Origin of the sequence: Paenibacillus sp. Soil724D2 (assembly GCF_001427935.1) — a bacterium.
Lineage (GTDB): Bacteria > Bacillota > Bacilli > Paenibacillales > NBRC-103111 > Paenibacillus_E.
Genome location: NZ_LMRY01000059.1, coordinates 188,172 through 212,649, shown reverse-complemented (window position 1 = coordinate 212,649; position 24,478 = coordinate 188,172). Strand labels below are relative to the sequence as shown.

General features: G+C 44.8%; 28 protein-coding genes. 21 read left to right on the top strand and 7 right to left on the bottom strand.

The genetic code is table 11. From position 1 onward, the window contains the following. Positions 1-110: 110 nt before the first annotated feature. The 5 genes from ASG85_RS34485 (at position 111) to ASG85_RS34450 (ending at position 7,525) form a co-directional block, all read left to right on the top strand. The gene (locus ASG85_RS34485; protein ID WP_060649248.1) at positions 111-1,454 is read left to right on the top strand and encodes a NosD domain-containing protein; all 1,344 of its coding nucleotides are present in this window, start codon (positions 111-113) and stop codon (positions 1,452-1,454) included. A gap of 1,000 nt (positions 1,455-2,454) precedes the next feature. Further along, on the top strand, positions 2,455-2,901 hold the full coding sequence (locus tag ASG85_RS38520; protein WP_156397050.1) for a hypothetical protein: 447 nt from the start codon (positions 2,455-2,457) through the stop codon (positions 2,899-2,901). Between the two features lie 70 nt (positions 2,902-2,971). Further along, positions 2,972-4,879 (top strand): stalk domain-containing protein, encoded by a 1,908-nt coding sequence (locus ASG85_RS38515; protein WP_082588344.1) that lies wholly within the window; start codon positions 2,972-2,974, stop codon positions 4,877-4,879. An 878-nt stretch (positions 4,880-5,757) separates the two neighbouring features. After that, positions 5,758-7,242 carry an Lsa family ABC-F type ribosomal protection protein gene (locus tag ASG85_RS34455; protein ID WP_060649243.1) on the top strand — a complete coding sequence of 495 codons (1,485 nt, stop codon included), beginning with the start codon at positions 5,758-5,760 and terminating at the stop codon, positions 7,240-7,242. A gap of 22 nt (positions 7,243-7,264) precedes the next feature. Then, positions 7,265-7,525: a hypothetical protein gene (locus tag ASG85_RS34450; RefSeq protein WP_060649242.1), complete on the top strand. Its 261-nt coding sequence runs from the start codon at positions 7,265-7,267 to the stop codon at positions 7,523-7,525. Positions 7,526-7,596: 71 nt separating this feature from the next. Here ASG85_RS34450 and ASG85_RS34445 read toward each other — a convergent pair whose 3' ends face one another. Continuing rightward, positions 7,597-7,944, bottom strand: a complete 348-nt coding sequence (locus tag ASG85_RS34445; protein ID WP_060649241.1) for a winged helix-turn-helix transcriptional regulator — start codon at positions 7,942-7,944, stop codon at positions 7,597-7,599. A 201-nt stretch (positions 7,945-8,145) separates the two neighbouring features. Here ASG85_RS34445 and ASG85_RS34440 point away from each other — a divergent pair, with 201 nt between their 5' ends. From ASG85_RS34440 to ASG85_RS34420, 5 genes are all read left to right on the top strand, one after another. Continuing rightward, on the top strand, positions 8,146-8,604 hold the full coding sequence (locus ASG85_RS34440) for a cupin domain-containing protein (protein WP_060649240.1): 459 nt from the start codon (positions 8,146-8,148) through the stop codon (positions 8,602-8,604). Between the two features lie 485 nt (positions 8,605-9,089). Then, entirely contained in the window at positions 9,090-10,409 is a 1,320-nt protein-coding gene (locus tag ASG85_RS34435; RefSeq protein WP_057307771.1) for an MFS transporter, read from the top strand. Between the two features lie 209 nt (positions 10,410-10,618). Continuing rightward, a complete protein-coding gene (locus ASG85_RS34430) occupies positions 10,619-11,842 on the top strand; it encodes a macrolide family glycosyltransferase (protein ID WP_060649239.1) in 1,224 nt (407 codons plus the stop codon). Between the two features lie 298 nt (positions 11,843-12,140). Beyond that, a complete protein-coding gene (locus ASG85_RS34425; RefSeq protein WP_060649238.1) occupies positions 12,141-13,094 on the top strand; it encodes a hypothetical protein in 954 nt (317 codons plus the stop codon). Positions 13,095-13,443: 349 nt separating this feature from the next. Then, on the top strand, positions 13,444-13,899 hold the full coding sequence (locus tag ASG85_RS34420; RefSeq protein WP_060649237.1) for a GNAT family N-acetyltransferase: 456 nt from the start codon (positions 13,444-13,446) through the stop codon (positions 13,897-13,899). Positions 13,900-14,055: 156 nt separating this feature from the next. Here ASG85_RS34420 and ASG85_RS34415 read toward each other — a convergent pair whose 3' ends face one another. Next, the gene (locus ASG85_RS34415; RefSeq protein ID WP_057307767.1) at positions 14,056-14,934 is read right to left on the bottom strand and encodes a sigma-70 family RNA polymerase sigma factor; all 879 of its coding nucleotides are present in this window, start codon (positions 14,932-14,934) and stop codon (positions 14,056-14,058) included. Between the two features lie 243 nt (positions 14,935-15,177). Between ASG85_RS34415 and ASG85_RS34410 the strand changes: the two genes are divergently transcribed. The 8 genes from ASG85_RS34410 (at position 15,178) to ASG85_RS34375 (ending at position 19,995) form a co-directional block, all read left to right on the top strand. Beyond that, the gene (locus ASG85_RS34410) at positions 15,178-15,609 is read left to right on the top strand and encodes a VOC family protein (protein ID WP_321166623.1); all 432 of its coding nucleotides are present in this window, start codon (positions 15,178-15,180) and stop codon (positions 15,607-15,609) included. Positions 15,610-15,653: 44 nt separating this feature from the next. Then, complete coding sequence (locus tag ASG85_RS34405) at positions 15,654-16,004, top strand: DoxX family protein (RefSeq protein WP_057307765.1); 351 nt, start codon at positions 15,654-15,656, stop codon at positions 16,002-16,004. A gap of 348 nt (positions 16,005-16,352) precedes the next feature. Then, entirely contained in the window at positions 16,353-16,913 is a 561-nt protein-coding gene (locus ASG85_RS34400; protein ID WP_057307764.1) for a TetR/AcrR family transcriptional regulator, read from the top strand. A 75-nt stretch (positions 16,914-16,988) separates the two neighbouring features. Then, a complete protein-coding gene (locus ASG85_RS34395) occupies positions 16,989-17,735 on the top strand; it encodes a 3-oxoacyl-ACP reductase family protein (RefSeq protein WP_057307763.1) in 747 nt (248 codons plus the stop codon). Between the two features lie 423 nt (positions 17,736-18,158). After that, positions 18,159-18,488, top strand: coding sequence for an ArsR/SmtB family transcription factor (locus ASG85_RS34390; RefSeq protein WP_060649235.1), 330 nt, complete (start codon positions 18,159-18,161; stop codon positions 18,486-18,488). Continuing rightward, on the top strand, positions 18,485-18,904 hold the full coding sequence (locus ASG85_RS34385) for an SRPBCC family protein (protein WP_060649234.1): 420 nt from the start codon (positions 18,485-18,487) through the stop codon (positions 18,902-18,904). The genes ASG85_RS34390 and ASG85_RS34385 overlap by 4 nt, the downstream gene beginning before the upstream one ends. A gap of 22 nt (positions 18,905-18,926) precedes the next feature. Further along, on the top strand, positions 18,927-19,277 hold the full coding sequence (locus tag ASG85_RS34380) for a DoxX family protein (RefSeq protein WP_057307760.1): 351 nt from the start codon (positions 18,927-18,929) through the stop codon (positions 19,275-19,277). 391 nt (positions 19,278-19,668) lie between these two features. Beyond that, positions 19,669-19,995, top strand: a complete 327-nt coding sequence (locus tag ASG85_RS34375; RefSeq protein WP_060649233.1) for a class I SAM-dependent methyltransferase — start codon at positions 19,669-19,671, stop codon at positions 19,993-19,995. Between the two features lie 344 nt (positions 19,996-20,339). Here ASG85_RS34375 and ASG85_RS34370 read toward each other — a convergent pair whose 3' ends face one another. Then, positions 20,340-20,678: a hypothetical protein gene (locus ASG85_RS34370; RefSeq protein WP_060649232.1), complete on the bottom strand. Its 339-nt coding sequence runs from the start codon at positions 20,676-20,678 to the stop codon at positions 20,340-20,342. Between the two features lie 270 nt (positions 20,679-20,948). Between ASG85_RS34370 and ASG85_RS34365 the strand changes: the two genes are divergently transcribed. Together ASG85_RS34365 and ASG85_RS34360 are read left to right on the top strand one after the other, a co-directional pair. After that, the gene (locus ASG85_RS34365; RefSeq protein WP_057307759.1) at positions 20,949-21,212 is read left to right on the top strand and encodes a hypothetical protein; all 264 of its coding nucleotides are present in this window, start codon (positions 20,949-20,951) and stop codon (positions 21,210-21,212) included. 233 nt (positions 21,213-21,445) lie between these two features. Further along, positions 21,446-21,928 carry a hypothetical protein gene (locus tag ASG85_RS34360; protein WP_060649231.1) on the top strand — a complete coding sequence of 161 codons (483 nt, stop codon included), beginning with the start codon at positions 21,446-21,448 and terminating at the stop codon, positions 21,926-21,928. Between the two features lie 128 nt (positions 21,929-22,056). Here the strand turns inward: ASG85_RS34360 and ASG85_RS34355 are convergent, their stop codons facing one another. The 4 genes from ASG85_RS34355 to ASG85_RS37455 all read right to left on the bottom strand — a co-directional run bounded on the left by ASG85_RS34355 (position 22,057) and on the right by ASG85_RS37455 (position 23,611). Next, positions 22,057-22,386, bottom strand: a complete 330-nt coding sequence (locus tag ASG85_RS34355) for an ArsR/SmtB family transcription factor (protein ID WP_414858806.1) — start codon at positions 22,384-22,386, stop codon at positions 22,057-22,059. Positions 22,387-22,432: 46 nt separating this feature from the next. Then, positions 22,433-22,831 carry a DoxX family protein gene (locus ASG85_RS34350; RefSeq protein ID WP_057307756.1) on the bottom strand — a complete coding sequence of 133 codons (399 nt, stop codon included), beginning with the start codon at positions 22,829-22,831 and terminating at the stop codon, positions 22,433-22,435. 45 nt (positions 22,832-22,876) lie between these two features. Next, a complete protein-coding gene (locus tag ASG85_RS34345; RefSeq protein ID WP_060649229.1) occupies positions 22,877-23,362 on the bottom strand; it encodes an SRPBCC family protein in 486 nt (161 codons plus the stop codon). A gap of 120 nt (positions 23,363-23,482) precedes the next feature. Further along, positions 23,483-23,611, bottom strand: coding sequence for an Ada metal-binding domain-containing protein (locus tag ASG85_RS37455; RefSeq protein WP_082588343.1), 129 nt, complete (start codon positions 23,609-23,611; stop codon positions 23,483-23,485). Between the two features lie 116 nt (positions 23,612-23,727). Between ASG85_RS37455 and ASG85_RS34340 the strand changes: the two genes are divergently transcribed. After that, positions 23,728-24,441 (top strand): 2OG-Fe(II) oxygenase, encoded by a 714-nt coding sequence (locus ASG85_RS34340; protein WP_060649228.1) that lies wholly within the window; start codon positions 23,728-23,730, stop codon positions 24,439-24,441. Positions 24,442-24,478: the final 37 nt, after the last annotated feature.

Here is a 24,478-nt window from a genome sequence, read left to right as displayed (position 1 = left end):
TTGTTTCTGTGAAAGTAAGAAAATCGCCTCATCCTGCCTTCTTGGCAAGGATATTAGCGATCTTTTTGACCATATAAGAATTTACACTAAATGGATAGGAGAATTTATTTATGGCTAGTAAAAATTATTACGACGTAACAGAGTGGCCTGTCGGTAATCCGTATGAGGATATTGGTGAGGTAATCAATAGCATTATAGCAGATATTAAAAGTAGGCAAACGGACACTGATGTGAATAAAGGCGGAAAGCCGGGTGCGGTTATCTATATTCCACCGGGAGATTATCATCTTGGCAGTCAAGTAGTTATAGACATCAGTTATCTTAAAATTATGGGTTCTGGACACGGGTTTACATCTTCGAGTATTCGTTTTAATACTTCTGAGAATGAATGGGCGGATTTGCATGAATTGTGGCCGGGAGGAAGTCGCATACTCGTAGATATTCCCCTAGAAGTAAATGACGAGGAATATAAAGGAGCTGCATTTTATGTTGAACGAAGTGGAAATCCCCGAATAAGTTCGGTAGAGTTTTCTGACTTTTGTATTGATGGTTTGCATTTTATTGAATATGGTTCAGGAGAAACAAATCCGGAAAACACATACACTAACGGGAAAACGGGTATTTATGTTGCAAGTGCTTGTGACTCATTTCGGATTACAGGCATGGGGTTTGTGTATTTAGAGCATGGAATTACTATTTATCATGCAGATGCACTGACTATACATGATAATTTCATAGCTGAATGTGGTAACTGTATAGAACTACGAGGTTGGGGACAGGCTTCAAAAATAACCGATAACTTGATAGGAGCCGGTTTTAAAGGGTATTCAATTTACGCTCAAAATTTTGGTGGACTTTTGATTACAGCGAATAATGTTTTTCCACGAGGTGCGAGCAGTATCTATTTTGATGGTGTGACACGTTCCAGTATCACAAATAATAGACTTCATTCATTTTATCCAGGAATGGTGGTATTCAGGGAAAATTGTTCGGAAAACTTGGTTTCTTCAAATCACTTTTTACGTGACCATGAACCTTGGACCCCTTTTCTGGGAATTGACAATGGTTTAGATGATTTGTATGGTCTCCTATATATCAGTGGCAATAATAATTCTGTAATTGCTAATCACTTTTCTGAAGGAATTAATACTCAGAACATCAAGCCGGTAGGTGCAACACCTGTAATCATACGTATTGTTTCGGGTAATGGAAATTATATTTCTAATAATCATGTTGTTGCCACGGAGGTTCATGCCAAGATAAGTGATTCTTGTTTCTCTGCGCAAGTAGACGCTTTGTTGACTACCGAAGCATCAGAGCCGCTTACCGTAACAACAGTATTGGTAGAAAAAGAATCGCTTCAAAATACAATTCTTGATTCGGGAAGTGATGCACAGGTTATTATGGACAAGACTGTAAATGCATTCAGAGCCACTCCAACGCCAGGAGCATAAATAATATATTCAACTATGTTATTGTGATAGTTTTTGTCCAAAGTTTCTAATTTTTTGGGTGCTTCCTAGCGATGGAAGTGCCTCTTTTTATAGTGTTTCCCATATTTGGAGAACGAGTGATTGCCTGGCTGCAGCGGAGTTTTGCCTACAAGCTGCAGCAAAGCCCTTTTCAAGTGGCGTACGTACTTCACTATTTTCGCGGTAATCGTCGATTACAAGGAAGTGCCGTTTATTCAAGATGGTGTTCCAAAATTCATTAAGCTTATTCAGAAAATCAGCTGTTTATGCAGCAGTGGCTACAAGTGAAATGGCATTTGCCAAACGGATGGGTGATAGCACCAGGATCACAAATTGCGGCTTCCTTGGAGCAGTAGGATTGCCACGTTGGCCGGACCGAGCTGGAATTTCAGTTTACGACTTCTGGACTGCAAGAAGCCAGATACGATCTAATTATTGAAATTACATCACAAGGCCGACCTACAAAAGGATTGATTTCGCTCGTCTTTATGTATGGCGTGCGGTACGAAGGTGTGTAATAGAGCAATTTGCATGATGGCGAGGTTATTCAATTTGAAGTTAATATAAGTACTTCAAAACTTAATTGTATGTTAGACATTTTGAACACCTCCACTACTTCAAAACATAATTTGTCATTTTACTTTCAAGAAGAAGCCAGCAAACCCTTGAGTTTGCTGGCTTCTTGCTTGTCCTTCAACATTGCCGGGTACACAATCGATAACGACGAAGGCGTAGGTATTGGCCGTAAAATGATAGCGGTTTAGAGCCTCTATTGTTGTCGGTGGAGCGGGAGTCATCGGACCGCATAATTGCAATACGCATTTAGTGCTTAGACTTTCATAGTGGCTCTATAAGATCGTGATCGTTTCCCGAAATTACCTATGAAACTTCCCGCAGCACTCAGGAAGAGCTACTCTCCAAAACGGGAATACAGGTTTGTTATGATGATTACATAAATCGAAATCAAACGGAGGATGAAAGAATGACATTGGAGAGAGTAGTCAAGTGGCTTGGGTTTCTTTGCCTATTGGCAGGAATCATCAGAATGGGGATGACGCCGTCGTCCCTCATTTGGGGAGATGATAGTACGCCGGAGGTTATTTGCGGATTTATGGCCTGTATGTTGATGGCCATCAGCTCCATCGCGCTTTACATGTCCCAGTCACGTGAAACCGGGGTACTTGGATTTATTGCAGCCTTACTCCTAATGATCGGGAATGGGAGGAGTTTCGGGCATGGGGATGCTGCTGGGGACAATTATTCTTGCGGTTCTAACCTTCCGCGCAAAAGTGTTTCCGCGTTGGACGGTTATCCTGGTGGTCATTATGCTGGTCTCATTCGGACTTCCATGGCTCGACAAGTGGTTTGCCTTCTTCTGGGGTCTATCGTATGTAGGAATGGGCTTTCTAATTTGTACAGGGAGATATAATAAAGGGCCGGCTGCAAAAATTAAAGGAATTATTTCTTTGTAAAAATGAATTGGGAGAAGGAGAATGATCATGATGGTTACGGTTAAAAAACAAAGAATTTGGAATTCAGCTCTATCCCTTGTGCTGGCGGGCTGCTTGTCGTATGGCGGAGTCGCTGGCGCTTTCGGAGAAACCTCACCTGCGGGAGTTGCGATCAAGGAGTTTAGTCTGCTCGATACGGCGTCTGATGTTGTCGGCGCTGCTGACTTCAAGCCGGAGGGCAATAAGGATGGCCACTTCAAGCTTGTGCTGAACTTAGCACAGAAAACGGTCATTAATGCGGTTGTACTCCGCTCTACCGATGATTACGGCAAGGATAATTATCAAGGGGTGTGGAGAACAAACCGTGCTACGACCGGCTGGCTGCTCGGCATCGTAAAGGACATAACGGTTACATCTGCAGACGGCGCGATAACCCATGAAAGCGAAATTATTAACCCGGGCTTTCGAAAAGATGTGAAGGAGCCGGTTGGCGAGTTCCAAGGGCAGCTTACGTTCGACTTGTATGCCAGCGACAACGGCACGATTAAGGAAACGCAGTCTTATGTGCTGGAAATCGAGACAACGCAAGGTGCGATAGTTTCCAAACCGATTAAATACAAGAAGCCAATGATTTCGGATGGGACGCCTGCTCCTACTACGACGCCAGCGCCGTTACCGAGTCCGGCACCCTCACCGGCTCCAAACCCAAACCCGACGCCTAACCCAACGCCAGCACCGACGCCGAGCCCTGCTCCGGCTCCCGTCCCTGCTTCTGAGGATGGAACGAAAGATATTGCGATCCATGTGCTTTTCAAAGGGGCAGAGCTTCACTTTAACGATGCGCAACCGATCGTGAAAGACGGTCGCACGCTTGTCCCATTCCGCAAACTGTTTGAAACCCTAGGCTTTACGGTGCAATGGGTGGAAGAGGGAGCTGTCCGGAAGGCGATTGGAACGAAGAACGGCCTTTCCATCGAATTGACGATTAATAATACGAATGCAATCGTAAACGGAAAAGCTGTCGCCCTGGATGTACCTGCCCAGATCATTGACGGAAGCACGATGGTACCATTGCGCTTCGTGTCGGAGAGCAGCGGCTACAATGTTGTCTTCTCCAGTAGCGGCAATGTTTGGACGATTCGGATCGAGGATGCCGCCCCTGGCACGAATCCGGACCCTGTGCCGGTTCCGACGCCAACGCCGATGCCAACGCCGGCACCAACACCGACGCCAACACCGGCACCGACGCCAGCACCAACACCGGAACCAACACCGGAACCAACGCCGGCGCCCGTACCATCTGTAGAGGAAGTTGAACCATACGTCGTGAAAGGCTACGTACGGGACGCGAAGGGCAATCCGATACCAGACGTTGAGATCTTTGCGGATAACACCTTGCTTTATGACAGCAATCTCCTTGCAGTCACCGATGAATCAGGACACTATCGGATTGAATTACCGCAAATCGCAACAACCTATCGAATGGGAGCTAACATCACCAAAGAGTTTAACGGCAAAAACTTCACATTCCATTTAGCAGCTGACGTCGATCGTCCGCTTGCGGGAAGCACAGGAGCTGTCCGAGATTTTACTTGGAAGAAATTCGACGGTCATATTTTTGTTTATCCTAATTTTTCATCCTTCGATGACAGCCTGCCTGAGTTCGATATGAGCGATCTTGAAATTACACTTACGCCTGTAGGACCATTGCTTGACGGAAGCACAGGCCAAACGTTGATTAAACGGGGCGGCCCGGTCCCAGGCGGCGCGGGTATCGATCATGTGCCGATCGGCCGATACAAGGCGAGTGCCAGATGGCTGCCAGAAGGTCACGAACCATTGCCCATGCAGATTAGTGTTAAGGGCGGTAAATATGCTGATTCTGCTGAATTCGAATTTGGCGAATCCATAACCACTTCCTACTATATAAGCGAGTTTGTAGTCAAGCTTCCTTAGCATTTGCTGGAAAATCTGCAGTACTGTTAGCACACAGCCTCTCCTTGCGGCAGCAGGCATTGGGATCGGATTATCGAAGGCCTCGACATCGTCTGGCAGGTTAAGCGTATGGCTAATGGTGGCGGGACTGGTTAGCGCGAGCATTCTGCTGCACATGCTCTGGGATTTCCAGTTCGCAAGCGGAGCGCTGAGGGTGGTTGGCATGGCTGCAGTCGGTGCAGCTGGACTCCTGTTGCTATTCCTGCTTATCCGTTCCGGCACAGTGGAAGAAATACAAGCGCTGACGCTGCTGAATCCTGCGCTGAGCGCGAACCGGTTGATAGACGATGCGGACGTCGAGCGTCCGCTAAACTGCCAAGCATGTGACACGCAGTGCCCGCCAAAAACACGTTATTGTCCGCGCTGCGGGCAGTCACTCCGGGCGGAGGCCGCGCGGAATTGACGCCTCTTGGAGTGTCGCATTCCTGTTAGAGCTAAGATATAGCCTTTGTCAAAAAAGGAGCGCCTCGGTATGATGGGTTTGTCGACGGGTTCGTAATGCAGAGCTCCATACCAATTAGGTATATAGACGTTGCGTGGAAAAATAAATATTCAACACAACCTAATGGAAGTTGCAACAAGGAAAAGAATATGATAATATTCAGCTACATTTAACGATTGGAGATGAAGAGGATAATGTAATATTTCTTGCCCTTATTCTAAGAATAGAACAGTGCTTGTTTTATTCCTGATTGGCAAGAAAGTTACCTTATTCTTCTCTCTCAAAATAGATCCTTTTTCATACCCTGGCCCGGGTTGAATTTGTCGTATTTTTTTGAGCTGCAGGAAAGGTAACTTTCTTGCAGCTCAATTTTTTTTCGACAAAGGAGGATATCGGAGTGTCTATTATTAACGTATCAAACCTGACCTTTGCCTATGAAGGCAGCTACGACAACATCTTTGAGAACGTCAGTTTTCAGATGGATACTGACTGGAAATTGGGCTTTACAGGGAGAAATGGCCGTGGGAAAACGACGTTTCTCCAACTATTACTCGGCAAACATGAATACAGCGGCTATATTTCGTCGCAGGTAGAGTTTGAATATTTTCCATTCCATGTGGAGCGCAAGGAAAGTCTTACGTATGAAGTAATTGAAGATATTTTCCCGGACTATGAGCACTGGCAATTAATACGGGAGTTTTCGCTACTAAAAGTGTCCGAGGACGTGTTGTATCGCCCTTTCAATTCGTTGTCCAACGGCGAACAGACCAAGGTGCTGCTAGCGACCTTGTTCATTAAGGAAAACAGCTTCCTGCTCATTGACGAGCCGACAAACCACCTAGATATGAATGCGAGGAAGCTTGTAAGCCAATATTTAAGATCAAAGAGTGGGTTCATTCTTGTTTCTCATGACAGAGCGTTTCTCGATCATTGCGTCGATCACATTCTCTCCATCAACAAAACCAATATCGAGATCCAGAAAGGCAATTTTTCGAGCTGGTGGGAAAATAAACGGAGGCAAGATCAGTTCGAACTTGCGACGGACGAAAAACTCCGTAAGGACATCAAACGGTTGTCCGATTCGGCCAGACGTACTGGGAATTGGGCGCATGCAGTAGAAAAAAGCAAAAACGGCACAAGAAATTCCGGCTCGAAAATCGACAAAGGCTATGTAGGCCACAAAGCCGCCAAAATGATGAAACGCTCGAAATCGATTGAACAAAGGCAGCAATCGGCCATCGAAGAGAAATCCAAGCTTCTGAAAAATATTGAAAGCTCAGAAAATCTGGAGATTACACAGATCTCTTATCATAAGCCTCAACTTGTGGAGCTGGATGCAGTTTCGATTTATTACGGGGAAAGACAGGTATGCGAGAATGTAAGCTTTACGATTGAGCCGGGCGAAAGCATTGCGCTAATAGGCCCGAACGGTTCGGGAAAATCTTCGATTCTTAAGCTGATATGTGGTGAGGGGCTAAGCTACACCGGAAGTTTACGGAAGGATAGCCAGCTTCGAATATCGTACGTATCGCAGGATACTTCCCACCTTCGTGGAAATTTGTCGGACTATGCTAGGGAGCATGGAATTGACGAAAGTTTGTTTAAATCGATTCTTAGGAAGCTTGATTTCTCCAGACCCCAGTTTGAAAAGGATATGTCGGCGTTTAGCGGCGGCCAGAAGAAAAAGGTGCTGATCGCCAAAAGCCTGAGCGAGCAAGTGCATTTGCATATTTGGGACGAACCGCTTAACTTTATTGACGTCATCTCGCGTATGCAAATCGAAGAACTGCTGCTTGAGCATACCCCAACCATTCTATTCGTGGAGCATGACAGCGAGTTTTGTAAGAATATCGCGACAAAGATTGTAGAACTGACAAACTAACCTTTCTTGGAGGATGAGGGCAATGATGATTGAGGTTGAAGTTGAGGTTGTAGATGATTTTGTGAACCTGTTCATTTCGAATGAGAAGGTTCACGAAAATATAATCTCGGGAATTTACCAGTTTATCGACAAAGGCACAAGGCGTTCTAATGTTCCGCAATTTAGAAGGAACGTCGGGGAGGCCCCGTTATCAACGGTAAAACGTCACATTTGTGGCAACTGTATCACGGGAATCATGCTCTCGTCTTTTAAGAGGCGGGAGCTTTTTTATTTTAGCTTGTGAAAATCAGATGACTAGAACATTAGGACATTCCCGATTTTGACAAGAACATACATGGATATATTGTTATTTTCTTAATCTATATACAAAATTTGATACTCACCCTGAGCAAACGTTTTCTCTGCATAATTTCCTCCCCAACTGCAAAGCTCTCTCAGGATTGGTTCAAGCGATTGACCAAGTTCAGTAGTTGAATATTCAACTTTAGGAGGTACTTGATTGTACATCTTCCTACGTATGAGTCCGTCAGTTTCTAGTTCTCGAAGTGTTTGAATAAGCATTTTTTGAGAAATACTGTGCACAAGTCTTTTTAATTCGCTTGTTCGTTTAGGGCCCTTTATCAAATAGTACAAAATAAGTCCCTTCCATTTCCCTCCGATTATCTCCAAAGAAACCTCTAGGTCACAATAATAAGTTTTCATGTTTGATAACCATCTCCCGATTTCAATTATCACCTTTTAGTTACTATATAACAAAAAGGTGTGTACTTTTCAAAATGTCACTTTTGATTCATAATAGCATTTGTTCGCGGACAAGAATAGTACAAGCTTAAATATGACAAACTGGAAGTCGCTAATAAGAATCAGCGAAAAATTTATGTTTAAAATAGGAGGCTAATATTTATGTCAACATTTTTGGATGTAATGGGACCACGTATTCAACTCTTAACGGAGTTATCAGAAAATAGGGATTATTCCATTATGAAGGCTGAAGTTCCACCAGGTGTTATTGTTCCTGTTCACAGTCATGGAGATCGCGAAACCTTTGTTGTTCTCTCAGGTGAACTCGAAGCTTTCACGGAAGACAGTTGGAAAGCTGTTAAGGCGGGTGATACTGTTGATATTCCGGAAAATGTAAAGCACGCTTGGAGAAATTCCTCTAACGAAATAGTAACATTGTTAGTCGTATCGACTGTGAGAATGGGAGAATTTTTTAATGAAATTGGCCGTCCCGTTGATACTGTGCCACCGGGCCCTCCTGCGCCAGATGTTTTACAACATTTTGTTGAGGTAGCCATAGCTTATGGCTATTGGCTCGGTACCCCCGACGATAATGCTTCGATTGGTATCTCGCTGGGCTAATGCTTTTGATCTGGAAAAGAAAAGAGCTTTTGCAAAATGTTCGGCGCTGATAAGCACTTAATATTGGTTAATGTATCAGCTACCAAAACGAAGGAAACCCGCTCTAAAAAGCGGGTTTTCTTTTTTTGTCGCATTCTCGATTCTCCATGCCAAAGTAAAGTCTAGCAGCAACCGAAGTAGACGTCGAGGTTGAAGAAAGCTTTAACCGAACGTAGCAGATTATTGCCGAACCTCCACCGACAAAGAGAAGCTTCATCGCATAGCCGATTTCTCTATGGCGCTAACTGAGAATAATAGTTCAAATCAAAGGGAAGTTTAATTGAATGAATTAACAAAGTAAGGGGATTGCGTTTCAGGATCGAACTATAACATCTTAGGTTGACTATCATACATCTTGGATATAAAGCGCTTCCAACCGATTAAAACCTTGTTATAATGAGCTCATTAGTGATCTAACACCGACAATTCAGGAGGAGAATATAACTATGACTCAGTCCATTGAGCGCGCAAAGATACGAAGGATCACAGGCAACATCTTCAAAGGATCGGTTGGAAATCTGATAGAATGGTACGACTGGTACGTTTATACTGCTTTCGCAGTGTATTTCTCGTCCCAGTTCTTCCCCAAGGGAGATCCGACTAGCCAACTGCTAAACACAGCTGCGATCTTCGCCGTCGGCTTTTTAATGCGCCCGATAGGGAGCCTGCTGCTAGGCCGTTACGCTGATCGTAATGGCCGGCGTGCAGCGCTGACGCTTTCCATCTCCGTCATGGCCGGTGGTTCCCTGATCATTGCCTGCACCCCGAGTTATGGTACCATTGGCGTGCTGGCTCCTATTATTTTGGTTCTTGCCCGTCTGCTCCAAGGGTTGTCGCTAGGAGGAGAGTATGGAACCTCGGCAACGTACTTGTCCGAGATGGCTACCAGTGGCCGCCGAGGCTTCTACTCGAGCTTCCAGTACGTCACACTTATTGCCGGACAGCTGGTGGCACTGGGAGTGCAGATCATCCTCCAGCAAGTACTCAGTGAACCTGATCTGAAGTCTTGGGGCTGGCGTATTCCTTTCGTTATCGGAGCATTGGGAGCTTTGGCCGTATTATGGCTGCGCCGCACGATGGATGAATCGGAACAGTTTTCAAAAATGAGTTCTGAAAGCCGGGCTAGCGCTGGAACGGTTCGGGCTTTGATGAAGCACCCTAAGGCGGTGCTGACAGTAATTGGACTAACACTCGGCGGAACCGTCGCCTTCTATACCTACACGACGTATTTACAGAAGTACATGGTAAATACGGTGGGGCTCCAAAAGGAGGTTGTAAGTTGGATCAACTTTATTGCCCTGCTGGTATTCGTCGTACTTCAGCCGCTTGCTGGCATGTTATCCGACCGGATTGGACGGCGCCCGTTATTGCTCTGTTTCGGAATCTTTGGAACATTGCTGACAGTGCCGCTGTTCCTGATCCTGGAGGATGCGAAGAACCCTATCGGTGCTTTTTTGCTCATGCTGGTGGGTCTCATTATTGTCACTGGATATACTTCCATCAATGCAATCGTGAAAGCCGAACTCTTCCCGACAGAAGTTCGTGCTCTTGGCGTGGGTTTTCCCTACGGACTCACCGTCGCGGTATTCGGTGGAACTGCGGAGTTCATTGCATTATGGTTCAAGAGCATTGGGGCTGAGTCGCTTTTCTACTATTACGTAGCTGCTTGTATTGCCATTAGTTTTTTCGTCTACTGGCGTATGGGGGAGTCTTCAAAAGTCTCCCAAATCGAAGCAGAACTCGACGCTAGTAAAAAGAAGAAATAATATTGATATTTGAACTAGAGAGAAATGTGGAAGAGGCGGTCATAAGTTGACTTGCTATTCTACAAGATGACAAAATTAAAATTAGGAAAGAGCAGGCAATTATTGACCTGCTCTTTTTATTGAACCGAGGGACGGGCAGAATAGTGAAAAATATGGTGATTAAAGTTTTGAGTTTTTCAAGAGAACAGTATACCTAAGGAGTTGTAGAAATGGCGCGTGTTTTATTTATTAATGGTGGATCAGAGGGACATATCAATCCAACTATTGGCGTTGTGCAAGAGCTTATTTCACGTGGAGAAGAGGTAGTGTACTTTTCTATAGAAGCTTTTCGGGAACGTATTGAGAAGACGGGAGCTTCAGTACGAACATTTGACGATCAAAAATTTATAAGAGCCTTTATCTCAGGTGGAAGAGATTATTTGCCCGAAAGAATCAACGGTCTTTTACTTACGGCAGATATCGTCATACCAAGCGTTCTTGAACAGATCAAAGATGAGCATTTTGATTACATCATCCATGATTCCATGTTTGGTTGTGGACGTTTACTTGCTCAAATTCTTAAACTTCCTGCAATCAACTCTTGTACTTCTTTTGCACAGACAAAAGGTTCATTCGATAAAATGTTGGAGCAATTTTCCATAAAAGTCCCTACAGAAATAGTTAAACCTATAAACGATAAATTTCAAAGCCTGACGGCAATGGTGAAGGAAAAATATGATGTGGAGGTCCATTCTCCTTACGAAGTGTTTTGTAATCCTGCACCACTTTCAATCGTTTATACAACAAGGGAGTTTCAACCTTATGGAGAAGCATTCGACCAAACTTATAAATTTGTAGGTCCATCCATCTCTTCACGATTAACGCAAGAAAACTTCGACTTTACTGCAATCAAGGGGAAAAACCCAATTTACATTTCACTGGGTACTGTCTTTAACCAAGCAATCGATTTCTATAAGCTTTGTTTTGAGGCATTTGGGAACACGGATCATACCATTGTCATGTCAATTGGGAATAAAGTCCAAATTTTTGACTTAGGGGAAATCCCCAAAAACTTCATCGTAAAAAATTATGTCCCACAAACGGACGTCCTGCAATACACTAAATTATTTATTACACATGGCGGAATGAACAGTACCCATGAAGGCCTCTATTACGGGGTTCCGCTAATTGTAATCCCGCAAAGTGCGGATCAGCCGATCATTGCCGGGCAAGTCGCAGAAATCGGAGCAGGCATTCAATTACAAATGCAAAGCTTGACTGCAAATCAACTACGTGATGCCGTAGATCATGTGTTAGGCCTCTCATCTTTCAAGAAAGCTGTTGCAGATATGAGGGAATCCTTTCGAAAATCAGGTGGGTATCATCAAGCTGTTGATGAGATTTTCCAATTTAAAAGTCACCCAACAGCAGTACCAAAGAAAAAATGTCAGTAATAAATAAGGGCCGTCAATGGCTCTTATTTTTTTATTTAAATCTTTTCTTGAATCCGGTACCCTTTCCTACTCTCACGCGGGGCGGCGTTATATGTTTGCCTAAGAGCCGAGCGAGAAGCGGGATCCAATTCTGGGCTCCTTGGCTCTTTCTTCGTTCACTCCAGGGGGTGATTCATACGGGCAGGGCAGGATAGTTTAATCACTTCGCGAATATAAAAATATAAATATTTAGCGATGGTCAAAAACAGCCAAGGAGGATACGTAGTATAAACTTGACCAAATTAAGGAGGACCATTAGATGACTACAAAAAATTCCGAATGGCAAATCCCGAAGCCAAAGAAATCAGTAATAGAGTGGCTGCTTGGCGGTGACCCTGCGATCCGTTGGCAGGTGATGCGTGACTTAACCGAAGAGCCCGATGACTGTGTTGCCGCAGAGCGGTCGCGGATTGCTTCGGAAGGTTGGGGTGCCCGGGTCCTCGGCCTGCAATCTTCCGAGGGCAACTGGGGCGGTGACGCCGACGCACGGAACTGGCTATGCACGAGCTACACCTTGCTGCTTTTGAAGGATATAGGCTTGGATCCGTCGGGTGAGGAAGCCCGCAGATCGATCGGCCTCGTGCGTGACCACATCACCTGGCCGCTGCAAATGGGCGGCCGGCCCTACTTCGACGGCGAGACCGAGCCCTGTGTCAATGGTTGGATCCTTGGAGCGGGTGCCTACTTCGGAGAGGCAAGCGGTCGGCTAGTCGATCGACTCCTCGGTGAGCAGCTTGAGGACGGAGGCTGGAATTGCGACGCCCCTCAAAGTCGACGATCCTCGTTCCACAGTACCATCTGTATCTTGGAAGGACTATTAGAGTACGAGAAGGCTAAGGGTGAAACTGCTGCGGTGACCGAAGCCCGTATCCGGGCACAAGAGTACCTTCTGGAGCGTCGCATGTTGAGGTCCCTGTCATCCGGCGAGGTGATCGATCCAAATTGGATGCGTTCCTCGTTCCCGACCACGTGGCATTATGACGTGCTGCGGGGTCTGGATTACTTACGCAGCGCTGGTGTAGAACCCGATGAACGCGTCACCGAGGCCGTCGGTCTGGTGGCGAAGAAACAAGACCAAAACGGGAAATGGCCGCTCGAGAACTCTCACCCCGATCGAGTTCACTTCGACATGGAAGGTGTGGAAGGCGAGCCTAGCCGCTGGAACACTCTCCGCGCCTTACGGGTGCTGGACTGGTATTCAACACGTCACTAATGTATCCGATGGAAGAGGACTGGCTACTAACCGCTGGAGCGTTAAGTGCCACTACTAATACCAAGCGCTAAGGTGAGTTAAGCAATCAACCGTGAGGATTATCGATCCGTTAATCATGCAGGACAAGGCGGGAGGGGAAACTGGTAATGTACGCTATGAAAAACACATTTGCCAGTAAATTACTCCTTTGCACTAACGCAGAACTATAGCAAAAGAGCTGCATAGAAGCAGCTCTTTTAATCTGATTGTAAGACATTGGTAGGCAGTTCAAGAGTAGAGTCTTGCCAAAAAAGATGTCTAGCATTATTTCAGATGTTCATGCTGGTATAACGAATTGAGGTGTACAAAAATGAGAGAAAAAAACGTTCGGGAAATTAGGGTAACTGATTATCATGATATTTATTTGTTAAACCAAATCTTTAATCCGAATTTATATTTCTTTTCTGAAGAAATAGTAAAAGAGAAGATTGAAATCATCACAAAGAAAACAAAAGATATCATCTATGTTTATGAACAAGAAAACGAGGTAATTGGTTATATTCATGGTAGCCCATATGAGTTGCTTTTTTCTGACTCTTTAGTAAACATCTTAGGATTTGTTGTTAAAGAAGAGTATAGAAATCAAGGTTTAGGCAGCATGTTGATAGGGCGTCTTGAGCAGTGGGCAATGAATAATGGATTTTCTGGGATTAAATTGTTATCCCATCCAACTCGATTACATGCTCACCAGTTCTACGAACGACGTGGCTACATGTTTACAAAGGACCAAAAAAATTTCATAAAGAAGTTCAATTCGTATTTATAAAGTATTCACACGAACGAGTCATTGGTATAAGTAATAAAAACATTGTCTACTGAACAAAGCAAAAAAACGCATTGTCTGCGGTCTGCGACAGAGCGTTTTTTTGCTTTTGTATTTCTATTTTATTGTTATTATTGCTGCTCTTTGAAGCTAGCCCTATCAATCGTTCATTTCTGCTATGTCGAGCTGGCGAAGACGAGTTTGTTCGGCTATCATGTCGATCTCGGTGATCTTCCCATCCACAATCTTGAGTTCGAGTACGAAAAGTAGTCGACCGCGAGGAGCCACGACTGCGCCCACAGATCCGTTCACGAGCACCGGCCGTGCACCTTGGGCGCGACCAACGAATCCCATGGCCACATCATGCGCACCGTGAACAACTGGCCATGCGGCGACCGGTGGAAATGCAGGATCGTTCCGGAGCACGACATCGGGGTCTAATACCGCAAGAAGTTTCTCGAAATCTCCGGAGCGCGACGCAGCTAGGAAAGCATCTACTAGCTCCCGTTTTCGCTTGAAATCCTCTGAATCAGCGGTCGTTTTCGCCCCCTGAACCCGACGCCGCGCACGACTCGCAAGCTGTCTTGCTGCAACCTCGTTACGCCCTATAATCGGGGCGATGTCCGAGAAAGACAAGGCGAAAATATCGTGCAATACGAACGCAATGCGTTCGGCGGGATTCAAATTTCCGAGGACCATAAGCATCGCAAGACCAACAGAGTCAGCCAGCAGTGCTTCGTGCTCGGGATCGCTTCCATCTTGGCGGCTAGCAACCGGTTCAGGTACACTTACCAGCGTAAGCTCCTCACGCCGCGATTTGCGAGATCGCAACATATCCAGACACACCCTGGAGACTATTGTTGTCAGCCATCCTCCCATATTCTCGACTCCACTAGTATCGGAGCGGCTAAGGCGTATCCATGACTCCTGTACAGCGTCATCCGCTTCGCTCAGAGATCCGAGCATCCGATAAGACACCGCTTGCAGGTGATTCCGATGCGCCTCGAATTGTTCCACAAGCCAATGATGATCGTTCATACGTTACATCCCTTCCTTCGTTTTCATTTTTACTTATATGTCGTATGAAACTCAACAGATGTGACAGAGATGTACGATATCTGCAGTTTTTTCTGAGTTACGCATCCTAAAAATTTTTTTCACCGAATCGGTCACGTTTCCTTACTGACTTCCGACATAGTTAGTGACAAGTGAAATACGCCACTACTACGAAATAAGAGGCCATACCGGGTGTCCTGGTAAAAAAACATTTAAACTAAGGAGATGATTGTTGTGAGTACGAGTTTGATCCCTTTTCTTGAAATGAACGGCAGCGCAAATGAGGCTATTGATTTTTACATGAAAGCGCTGGATGCCAAGGTTGTCTATACGTTGCGTTTCGGCGATTTGCCTGGAAATCCGGAATCTCCGCTGCCTCCAGAAAAGAAAGATTTGATAGGCTACGCCATCTTGAAAATCGGCGAATCGGAGCTTCAGCTAACCGACAATGTTACCGGCAGCAGCTACCAGAAGGGAACGCAAGTGACCATAGTTGTTCAAACCAATGACAAAGACAAGGCTACCCAATATTTTGAAGCACTGAAGCAGGGCGGTCAAGTAAATGAGCCGCTGCAGGCAAGTTTTTTCAGCCCCGCTTACGGCAATGTAACGGATAAATTCGGCGTCACGTTCCGAATTCTCGCGAGAGGACACTAGTGATCAATCACTGTTACTAAATAAAATAAAGGGAGGAAATCCTAATGACTGTTCTTTTCATCGTTCTTCAAAGCTTGCTGGCCTTATACTATGTATTTTCAGGCACTGCAAAGACCATAGGGGCCAAATATTGGGTCGATATTTTCAACAATCTTGGAATACCACAGTGGTTTCGTGTCGTCACAGGAGTCGTCCAGTTAGTCGGTGCCGCTATACTCATCATCGGCTACTGGTATTCAGCGGCGGTCACGTGGGCTTGCATTTGGCTTGGAATTACAATGTTACTGGCGTGTCTCGCTCATTTCAGGGTCAAAGATCCGATCGGCAAAACGGCACCGGCCCTCCTGTTTACTGCGTTAATTATCATTCTAAGCATCGTTAATGCGGCGGTCTGATACTTCCCTTTTCTTAAGAAAGCATCATCTAAATTTATTAACTCTTAAACCATGAGCTTGCCCTAAGTCGGGTAAGCTCTTTTGTTTTCTAAGTCGAGGGGTTGAGGAGAAAGTTAGCACAATGAAAATACGAAGGCAGATAGGAGAGGGCGCTTGCTGAATGTAGATTAGTTCTCCAATGCCTCTCTCACCCGATGATCGATGAATGAAAAAGCTTCTAATCGTTCAACATAACGGAGAATATGGCCGTAGCATCTTTTGACAACGCTTGAATTGGAATGATCGTTTCCAAAAGTATTGACAGTGAATCTAAATTGAGATAGCATACGTTACAGGGGATGATGAATAATGTCCAGACTAAAAACATTTCAGATCGAAGAGACAATCGATAAGGCAATTGATGTTTTTCGTGAAAAAGGTTACCAGGGAACATCCATGCAGGATTTGGTCAGTGCGTTGTCTCTAAACCGGAGCAGCATCTACCAGACATTCCGAAGTAAGGAAGACTTGTATTTAGTGGCACTGGATCGTTATGGGGAGAAAACGAGTGATATTACTTCCATCTTATATGAACCGGGCACTTGTAAAGAAGTGTTATTGAGGTTTTTCAATAAATTGTTTGAACATAATAGTATTAGAACTTGCTTACTAATCTATGCATCCTTGGAGATGAGTGAGCATCCGGAAGTTCGAGCAAGAGTTAGTACGAACAATAACTTAAGAGAAAGAGCTTTCTTTCAATTGCTTACACGCGGAATTGCCAATGGCGAAATAAAAGGTAATCCCAATTTACGTGATCTTTCTCAATACCTTGTAAACGTTACGAATGGAATAACCATCACCTCTGCAGCTGCAGATCGAAAAACATTGGATACCATTTTAGAGACGTCTCTTTACTTTTTACGATAATTTTTTTTGTTCTAATTTGGAACGATCATTCCCTTAAAACTTATATATAATCCACACTAAAGGAGACTAAATATCATGAATTTATATTTCTTAAATGGAAAAACGGCATTTGTTACAGGCGGTTCTCGAGGTATAGGGGCATCAATTGTTAGAAGGTTGGTTAAAGATGGCGCGGCCGTAGCCTTCACGTATGCCAATTCTGCTGAGAAAGCTAATGAATTGGTCAAGAGCATTGAGGCTGAAGGTGGGAGAGCTTTAGCCATTAGAGCAAACAGTGAAAATACTAACTCGGTTAAGTCAGCAGTTGCTGAGGCGATTAACACTTTTGGTCATTTAAATATACTGGTTAATAACGCTGGGATTCTAGATGTTAAACCATATGACCAATTTACAATGGAAGAGTTCGACCGCACCGTTGCTGTTAATATTCGAGCGGTTTTTGCTGCCATTCAAGCAGCCGGACCCCACATGCAGAGTGGTGACAGAATCATTAATATAGGCAGTGTAAATGCCGATGTAACCGGTTTTCCCGGAATGAGTCTATATAGCATGTCCAAAGCCGCAGTCGCTGCTATGACTCGCGGTCTTGCAAGGGATCTGGCAGCGCAAGGGGTAACAGTTAATAATATTCAGCCAGGTCCGGTTGATACCGACATGAATCCTGCTGAAGGTTCTATGGCTTCCATATTAAAGAATATGATTGCTCTTGGCCGCTATGGTACCGCAAATGACATCGCTAGCTTGGTTTCATTCTTATCCAGCCCGGAAGCAAGCTATATTACCGGTGCGTCGCTCGATATTAACGGAGGCTTTATGATTTAAACTTGGGTAAGGGTAAGCGTAGCTTACCCTTATTTTTATTTTCGCTTTGAAATTTGAAAGTGATTAACTGTTACTCTAACGGTGAACAATAGCACAATATCCAGGCTGCCGGCTTACTCGGCAGCCTGTTGAAGTAGCAGGCAGTTATCTAGAAGCGAATGAGATTAATTAAGCAATCCTGACACCCAACAAAACTGAGTCATGATCATAAAGCTTCGGCATTATCGCTCGGAGGCTTTTTAATATGTAATCAAGGAGCCAAATGGCTTAAAATCAATAGTTGACACGACACCAAATGGTGACATATAATCAAAGTGTCACTAAATGGTGTCCAATTAGGAGGAGGTGTTGAAATAAACGGCGGTCCCTTCATACATCAGTAGATTTATAATACAGAAAATAAGATTTTTAGGAGGGGGCGTTATGAGCGAGAACAACCAATTGCGGGATGTTTTTGACGCGATTGCAGATCCGACTAGGCGCCGGCTAATTCGTCTGTTAGCAGAGGCAGAGGAGATACCTCTTCATGAATTAACGGCACAGTTTCAAATGGGCCGTACAGCGGTATCCAAGCATTTGACAATCCTTAAAGAAGCTGGACTGGTACTTGACCGAAAAGTCGGCAGAGAAACGCGATTTAGGTTAAACGCCTCTCCACTCAGAGAAATTCAAGATTGGGTGGCTTTCTACAGCAATTTTTGGCGTACGAATATGTTGCGCTTGAACCAACTATTAGAGGAGGAAGAAGAATGAGTTTAGCATTATCCTTGGATTTTCAGTACACGACATCGATCGAGAAGCTTTGGTCCGCAATAACCGATTCAAGCAAGCTTGCCAAGTGGGTGGTCAACATCCACAATGGTCAGGCGATGGATAATGATTTTGAGCCCGTCGTAGGACACCGTTTTCAGTTTCGCACGCAGCCGTCCGAATATTGGGATGGCATTATTGACGGCGAAGTGCTTATCGTGGACGCACCAAACCGGGTGTCCTATACTTGGGCCAGCGGAGGGGAGAAGCACACGGTCACCTGGACGCTGCAGGATTTAGGGGACGGCAAGGTTAACCTTCATCTCGAACAAACCGGATTCGCCAATGCTCAAGGTCTCGAAGGTGCTAGGTATGGCTGGGGTAAATGGTGCGGCGAGCTTGAAAAGGTATTGGCCTAGTTGTAAAAGGAAGGGGAGCCTTATGAATATCATTTTTATTATTTTACAAAGCTTTCTGCTCGTCTCCATGGCCTTTGGCGGCGGAAGCAAGCTGGCTGGTGCGAAAAATTTTGTTGAAATGTTCGAGTCGATTAAACTGCCGCAATGGTTTCGAGTTGTTACTGGGCTCGTTCAACTAGTCGGGGCAGCCGGACTTGTTATCGGATACTGGAATCCGGTAGCAGCCGTATGGGCAGGCATTTGGATTGGCATTACGATGCTAGTGGCATGCCTTTCACATTTCAGAGTCAAGCATCCTGTTGGAAGTGCGATACCGGCTTTTGTGATTACTTTGATTGCAGTGACTCTGGTAGTCGTGCACCAGGTAGCATGAAGAAGAGCGGGTCAATGAAACTCGAATCGCCATCAGAGATGATAGACGTAAAAATCGAGGAGCTAGGCGACTGGATGAGGATGCTCTAATAGCTCTCGTCCGCGTGCCATTGCACTGAACACGTCAAAATCCTCCAAACGCAAATATGACCCTGAGTGATTGGAAAGTATTTACACTCCTTTCCGGAGAGCCTATTTTCCACCAAAGGTGAGTATGTAAATTTGTTATAGCAAAATGTAGGAGAGCCCACGACGCAGGGCTCTTTTTCATTTCCAAAAAGGAGGCGTCAACATGGCGGAGTTACGGGCAGGATACCTAATTACAACGCAGAATCACTTTATATCGGGAAACCCAAAGTTATCTAAAATGAAGTTGAATATAAGGAGGTATTATGAACTCGAAGAATGATAATAAAAGATTGCGCGAGTCATTAGAACAAGCTGCAACTATTTATCAGCAGGCGCGTCCGGATTACCCAGAAGAACTGTTCGATGATTTAATCCATGCGACAAATTTGAATCCAGGTGATCGTTTGTTGGAAGTGGGTTGTGCTACAGGAAAGGCTACTCTCCCGTTAGCCAAGCACGGATTTAAAATCACATGTGTAGAACTTGGTGCTGAAATCGCTGCAGTTGCCCGTCAAAACCTTGTCGGAATGGACGTTGACAGGCTTGCAGAGGCTTCCGCTGCATCAAGTGAGCAAGAGCTGAAGCGGTAAAAGCAAGCTGCTGCCCTTCTTAATCGGACGGATATCCGTCGCCAAATCTTCATACAAAACAATTGGCGATTGCCTCCGTGGCATGTATACAAGCATACCTTATGTACCGAACGTATAATTATACCGTAGTGAAAAATCAATGAAGGGAATGAGTATACATGAGCGTAGGTTATGGTGAAGGTTATGGTATGGGCCGCAACGTAGCATTTATTTTGGTTCTTTTTATTCTTTTGGTTATCATCACATCAGCTTTTGCAATTTAAATATTCCTTAATCCAAAAAGAAAAGACGGAAGCTAATTATGGCCGCCGTCTTTCTTGTTTACATAGAATTTACTTACTTAATTAAAAGAAAAACGGGAACCCAAGAAACGGTATGGCAAATAAAAAAGCAAGTGCTGCAAATGGAAAGAAGAATCTTTCAAAACCGAAACCAGGTAAAAAAGCGGATGTTTTTACTTGCTTGGCTTTTTTGACGGACTTTTTTTTGGCGGACTGGTCTTTATTCAAACCGTATATTCCAACTTCACCCGGTCCTCCAATATAGCCGTTAATAATCAATCGATCTCCATCAATTCCCTCGATAGTCCCGTAATAATGCGTTCCATCATGCAAAACAGCGCAAATTGGCATTCCTACGTAAGGCATTACAGTTGCCTCACAAATCGGAAATATTCTCTCCACCTGCTCTCTTACCTCCTTCAAGATAAAGTCTAGTTTTATCATATGTCCGTAGTTATTAGGTGATTGGATATCTGACCTTTTCAATAACGCCCAATTTGGATAGTCATTTCATTCTCAAGTGCGTTTGCCTTAAAGTGGTATACGTCCAAGCAAGCACGCAAAAAGGACAGGCACACATATATTAGGGATATCATAAGGATAACGGAGGAGTCCGACCAAATTGATGACAGCCCGAACAAATTTGCTGCAGGGAATTAGGTGACCTACTGAATGATAAAGGAAAACTTTATAAAAGAAATGAATTTTGGGCGACCTGAGGCAGTTGGCAATATTGGAACGGTATGGCCACCTGGAATAACTGGTCTCAAAATAAACTATCAAAGTCCTCATCTAGGAACGCAATTATTTGGCCCTATTCACGGCTATTCTTATGCACCCTATCCTATGATTACACCAATGTATTTGGGCTTTCCGTACAGCTATGCCTTTGGATATCCCATAATCCAGTACAGAACAGGTTTTGTTAGGTATTAAGAATCATATGGCGGTGACGCAAAAGACGGAAGCCAATAATGGCCGCCGTCTTTCTCTGTTACTTACCCTCAATACCAGAAAGCTTCCTTCGAAAATTTGATAACTCTCCATTCACCGTGATTGGGCAGTTATCAAATTAGCGGAAAATGTTCAAGAGAGCATAGTCCAAACATGTCGTATCAACATAAGATGACAAGTAGTATGATTTCATTTAAAAGGATGAGTGAGCTGGAATGAAAACTTTACAGCAACGTAATAAAAAGCACGGACGCGTGAAAGTCGGGCAAAAAGCCATTCCTGCATCATCGCCCTCTATCTCTTCGCAAGTTAAAGACAACTTAGGAACACCGGTATGTGTAGTGCTCAAGAACGGTTCTCTGTATTACGGAGTTCTAAACGAAATACAAGGCAACCAAGTCATTCTTCAAGGATTCAAGGGAGATCAGAAACTCCCCCGAAACAAAACCAAAGCCAAAGCGCAAATATCCAATTTAGGAGGTTTGGGAGGCTTACTTGGCGGAGGTGGATTAGGAAGCATGCTTGGTCTATTTGGTGGCGGGGGTTCTGGGGGATTATTGGGTGGTCTTGGTAAAGGCGGTGCCGCTAAAGGCATTGGTGGGGGTGGAGGTTTCTTTGGTAACATAGGTAGTTTTTTCAAATTGGGGATGGGAGTAATTTCTTTTATCATGCCATTGATGAAAAATTTTTCGATTTAAGGGAGGAGTATGCGTCGCTAGCGAGTTTCTCCTGCCTCCGGTGGGGTATTTGCAATATTTGTATGTAAATAGACGAAAAAGACACCCGAGAAGGTGTCTTTTCTTATGCGGGAACGGGGAGAGAACTCCTACTGCTTCCCCTTTCCCTGCAATTCGTTCAAATATTCGTCCAATCGATCGAAGCGCTCCTCCCACATGCGGCGGTAAGATTCCAGCCAGGTGTTCATTTCTATGAAGGGCTGGGCCCGAAGTTTATAAATGCGCCGATTGGCGCTGGGCTGTACTTCAACAAACCCCGCGTCGCTTAGGACGCGGAGATGTTTGGAAACCTGTGGCTGCTGGAGGCTGAGGCGCTCGGCGATTTCCCCTACGGTGAGGGGACCGCCCCGCAGGAGTTCGACGATGTACAATCGGTTGGGCTCTGAAAGTGCGCTCCAGGTTGTTGTGATCAAGCCCATGTTCATGCACTCCTTCCTTCAACATATACCAGGCAAGGGAGTTTTTTTATGCCGCTAAGCGTGGTGGCTGACTTAAAGATGCAGCTCTTTGTTTCCTATGATAGCACACATAGGACCCGCCGATGATAACAAATCCGATGATGAAAAATGCCAAGCCGCCAACAGGATCGCCCACCGCGATACTTGAATACATCGCACCCACAAGGTCAAATGTAAGCCCGGCATAAGCCCATTCCTTCATTCTCGGGAAGCCGGGAATTAGTATTGCTACAAGACCTAATAATTTGGCCACCCCAAGAAAGGGCAGGAGGTAAGAGGGATAGCCTAAATGAGCAAATAAGGCAACCGCATCTGATGCATAGAGGATATCCGGGATAGCACCAATGCCCATCAAGGCTACCAACAAAGCTGTAAAAATCCAATACATAACTTTGGTTTTTTTCATGAATTAATTACTCCCTTCAATTTATAATTTGAATTATTTTGGTCCTTACATAGTGGCCAGTTGTTCCTCGAGACGATCAAGTGTCGATTTAGCGCCTTCGATAGCTCCGTATTCCTTGACCACTTTTTCAAGGTCAGCAGCTGATTTGAATCGACTCGTCATGGTTAGCTCTGTCGTCGAATTAGCTTGCTCGGCAAACGTGACCGTCACATGAAATTGTTCGTCGTCATCGCCGTCGCCATGGGAGTATACGAGTTGCTCTGGGCTTACTATCTTGTGGTAGGTGATTTTATTATCGTAATCGACGCCGTCCGGACCGTGCATAACGTAACGCCATACCCCGCCTGGTCTAACATCGATTTCTTGAACCGTATTCGTAAAGCCCTTGGGTCCCCACCATTTCGGCAAATGCTCCGGATCTGTCCAAGCCTTGAAAACCAGTTCCCGCGGCGCATGAAAGATACGGGTGACGCGGAGTTCCTGACCTGCGATTGACGTGAGCGTGTTGTCTGTGTCCTTAGCGTTATTCATAATAATCATCCTCCAAATTGTTTTTGTTCTTTGTGTTTCAAATATACCACAACGGGAATATTCCTGTAAAGGAATATTTAAAAAATATTTCAGTTATTGCCAAGAAGGCAGCTAGATTCATTAACCCTCCTTCGATAGTTCCGATTTCCATCTTGCATAATGTTCCGGTAAACATTCTGCACAAGGTCTGTATCCAGCGGCTATAGCGATTTCTTCATTCTCGAAAAATACGCGAACATAAAACGGCATTTAGTAATTTCGTAATCTTGCTGTTACATTCGATAATGCGTACAAAAGCTCATTTTCGGGGTTATACTGTTCGCAGAGGTTAACAAAAATGGCGAAGCAAATAGGAGGCTTAAAGCATGCCTGAGAATCTGTCGCAAAGATTAGCTGATCTGGATTGGAATTTCATCCAGCAGTCGCTGGACGAGCACGGTTATGCCAAACTACCTGGCTTGTTAAGCAATACGGAATGTAAGGAAACCATAGGCACGTATGAGGAAGAAGGTCACTTTCGAACGACCATAGACATGGCCAGATATCGCTTCGGGGTCGGGGAGTACAAATATTACAACTCTCCCTTGCCATTTTTGCTTCAACAGCTGCGCGAAGGATTGTATCCGGAACTTGCCATAACAGCTAATCGCTGGCTAGAACAATTGGGCCACAATGCTTCTTATCCGGCAACATTAGCGGAATTCCTCGATCAATGCCATCAAGAGGGGCAGAACCGTCCAACCCCATTGATCCTGAAATATGAAGCGGGGGGATACAACTGTTTGCATCAGGATTTGTATGGGAAAGTTTTCTTTCCCTTTCAGGTCGTATTCGCTCTTAATCAAAGAGAAGTAGATTTCACAGGCGGGGAATTACTATTGGTGGAGCAGCGTCCGAGGGCGCAAAGTAGAGGCCATGTCATCACGCTGAAAGAAGGAGAGGGTCTGATTTTTCCAACCAATCATCGTCCGGTTTTGGGAACGCGCGGCTATTATAAAACGACTCTTCGACATGGTGTAAACACAGTTACCACAGGTACAAGATACAGTTTGGGTATTATATTTCACGATGCGAAATAAAGCAGCAGATCAAGATTGGCAAATGTAAAAAAGACGA

Bases quoted from the DNA above. Each gene is read 5' to 3' on its own strand.
- ASG85_RS34485 (WP_060649248.1), top strand. From the start codon at position 111: ATGGCTAGTAAAAATTATTACGACGTAACAGAGTGGCCTGTCGGTAAT.
- ASG85_RS38520 (WP_156397050.1), top strand. From the start codon at position 2,455: ATGACATTGGAGAGAGTAGTCAAGTGGCTTGGGTTTCTTTGCCTATTG.
- ASG85_RS38515 (WP_082588344.1), top strand. From the start codon at position 2,972: ATGATGGTTACGGTTAAAAAACAAAGAATTTGGAATTCAGCTCTATCC.
- ASG85_RS34450 (WP_060649242.1), top strand. From the start codon at position 7,265: ATGATGATTGAGGTTGAAGTTGAGGTTGTAGATGATTTTGTGAACCTG.
- ASG85_RS34445 (WP_060649241.1), bottom strand. From the start codon at position 7,944: ATGAAAACTTATTATTGTGACCTAGAGGTTTCTTTGGAGATAATCGGA.
- ASG85_RS34440 (WP_060649240.1), top strand. From the start codon at position 8,146: ATGTCAACATTTTTGGATGTAATGGGACCACGTATTCAACTCTTAACG.
- ASG85_RS34435 (WP_057307771.1), top strand. From the start codon at position 9,090: ATGACTCAGTCCATTGAGCGCGCAAAGATACGAAGGATCACAGGCAAC.
- ASG85_RS34430 (WP_060649239.1), top strand. From the start codon at position 10,619: ATGGCGCGTGTTTTATTTATTAATGGTGGATCAGAGGGACATATCAAT.
- ASG85_RS34425 (WP_060649238.1), top strand. From the start codon at position 12,141: ATGACTACAAAAAATTCCGAATGGCAAATCCCGAAGCCAAAGAAATCA.
- ASG85_RS34420 (WP_060649237.1), top strand. From the start codon at position 13,444: ATGAGAGAAAAAAACGTTCGGGAAATTAGGGTAACTGATTATCATGAT.
- ASG85_RS34415 (WP_057307767.1), bottom strand. From the start codon at position 14,934: ATGAACGATCATCATTGGCTTGTGGAACAATTCGAGGCGCATCGGAAT.
- ASG85_RS34410 (WP_321166623.1), top strand. From the start codon at position 15,178: ATGATTGTTGTGAGTACGAGTTTGATCCCTTTTCTTGAAATGAACGGC.
- ASG85_RS34405 (WP_057307765.1), top strand. From the start codon at position 15,654: ATGACTGTTCTTTTCATCGTTCTTCAAAGCTTGCTGGCCTTATACTAT.
- ASG85_RS34400 (WP_057307764.1), top strand. From the start codon at position 16,353: ATGTCCAGACTAAAAACATTTCAGATCGAAGAGACAATCGATAAGGCA.
- ASG85_RS34395 (WP_057307763.1), top strand. From the start codon at position 16,989: ATGAATTTATATTTCTTAAATGGAAAAACGGCATTTGTTACAGGCGGT.
- ASG85_RS34390 (WP_060649235.1), top strand. From the start codon at position 18,159: ATGAGCGAGAACAACCAATTGCGGGATGTTTTTGACGCGATTGCAGAT.
- ASG85_RS34385 (WP_060649234.1), top strand. From the start codon at position 18,485: ATGAGTTTAGCATTATCCTTGGATTTTCAGTACACGACATCGATCGAG.
- ASG85_RS34380 (WP_057307760.1), top strand. From the start codon at position 18,927: ATGAATATCATTTTTATTATTTTACAAAGCTTTCTGCTCGTCTCCATG.
- ASG85_RS34375 (WP_060649233.1), top strand. From the start codon at position 19,669: ATGAACTCGAAGAATGATAATAAAAGATTGCGCGAGTCATTAGAACAA.
- ASG85_RS34365 (WP_057307759.1), top strand. From the start codon at position 20,949: ATGATAAAGGAAAACTTTATAAAAGAAATGAATTTTGGGCGACCTGAG.
- ASG85_RS34360 (WP_060649231.1), top strand. From the start codon at position 21,446: ATGAAAACTTTACAGCAACGTAATAAAAAGCACGGACGCGTGAAAGTC.
- ASG85_RS34355 (WP_414858806.1), bottom strand. From the start codon at position 22,386: ATGGGCTTGATCACAACAACCTGGAGCGCACTTTCAGAGCCCAACCGA.
- ASG85_RS34350 (WP_057307756.1), bottom strand. From the start codon at position 22,831: ATGAAAAAAACCAAAGTTATGTATTGGATTTTTACAGCTTTGTTGGTA.
- ASG85_RS34345 (WP_060649229.1), bottom strand. From the start codon at position 23,362: ATGAATAACGCTAAGGACACAGACAACACGCTCACGTCAATCGCAGGT.
- ASG85_RS37455 (WP_082588343.1), bottom strand. From the start codon at position 23,611: ATGCCGTTTTATGTTCGCGTATTTTTCGAGAATGAAGAAATCGCTATA.
- ASG85_RS34340 (WP_060649228.1), top strand. From the start codon at position 23,728: ATGCCTGAGAATCTGTCGCAAAGATTAGCTGATCTGGATTGGAATTTC.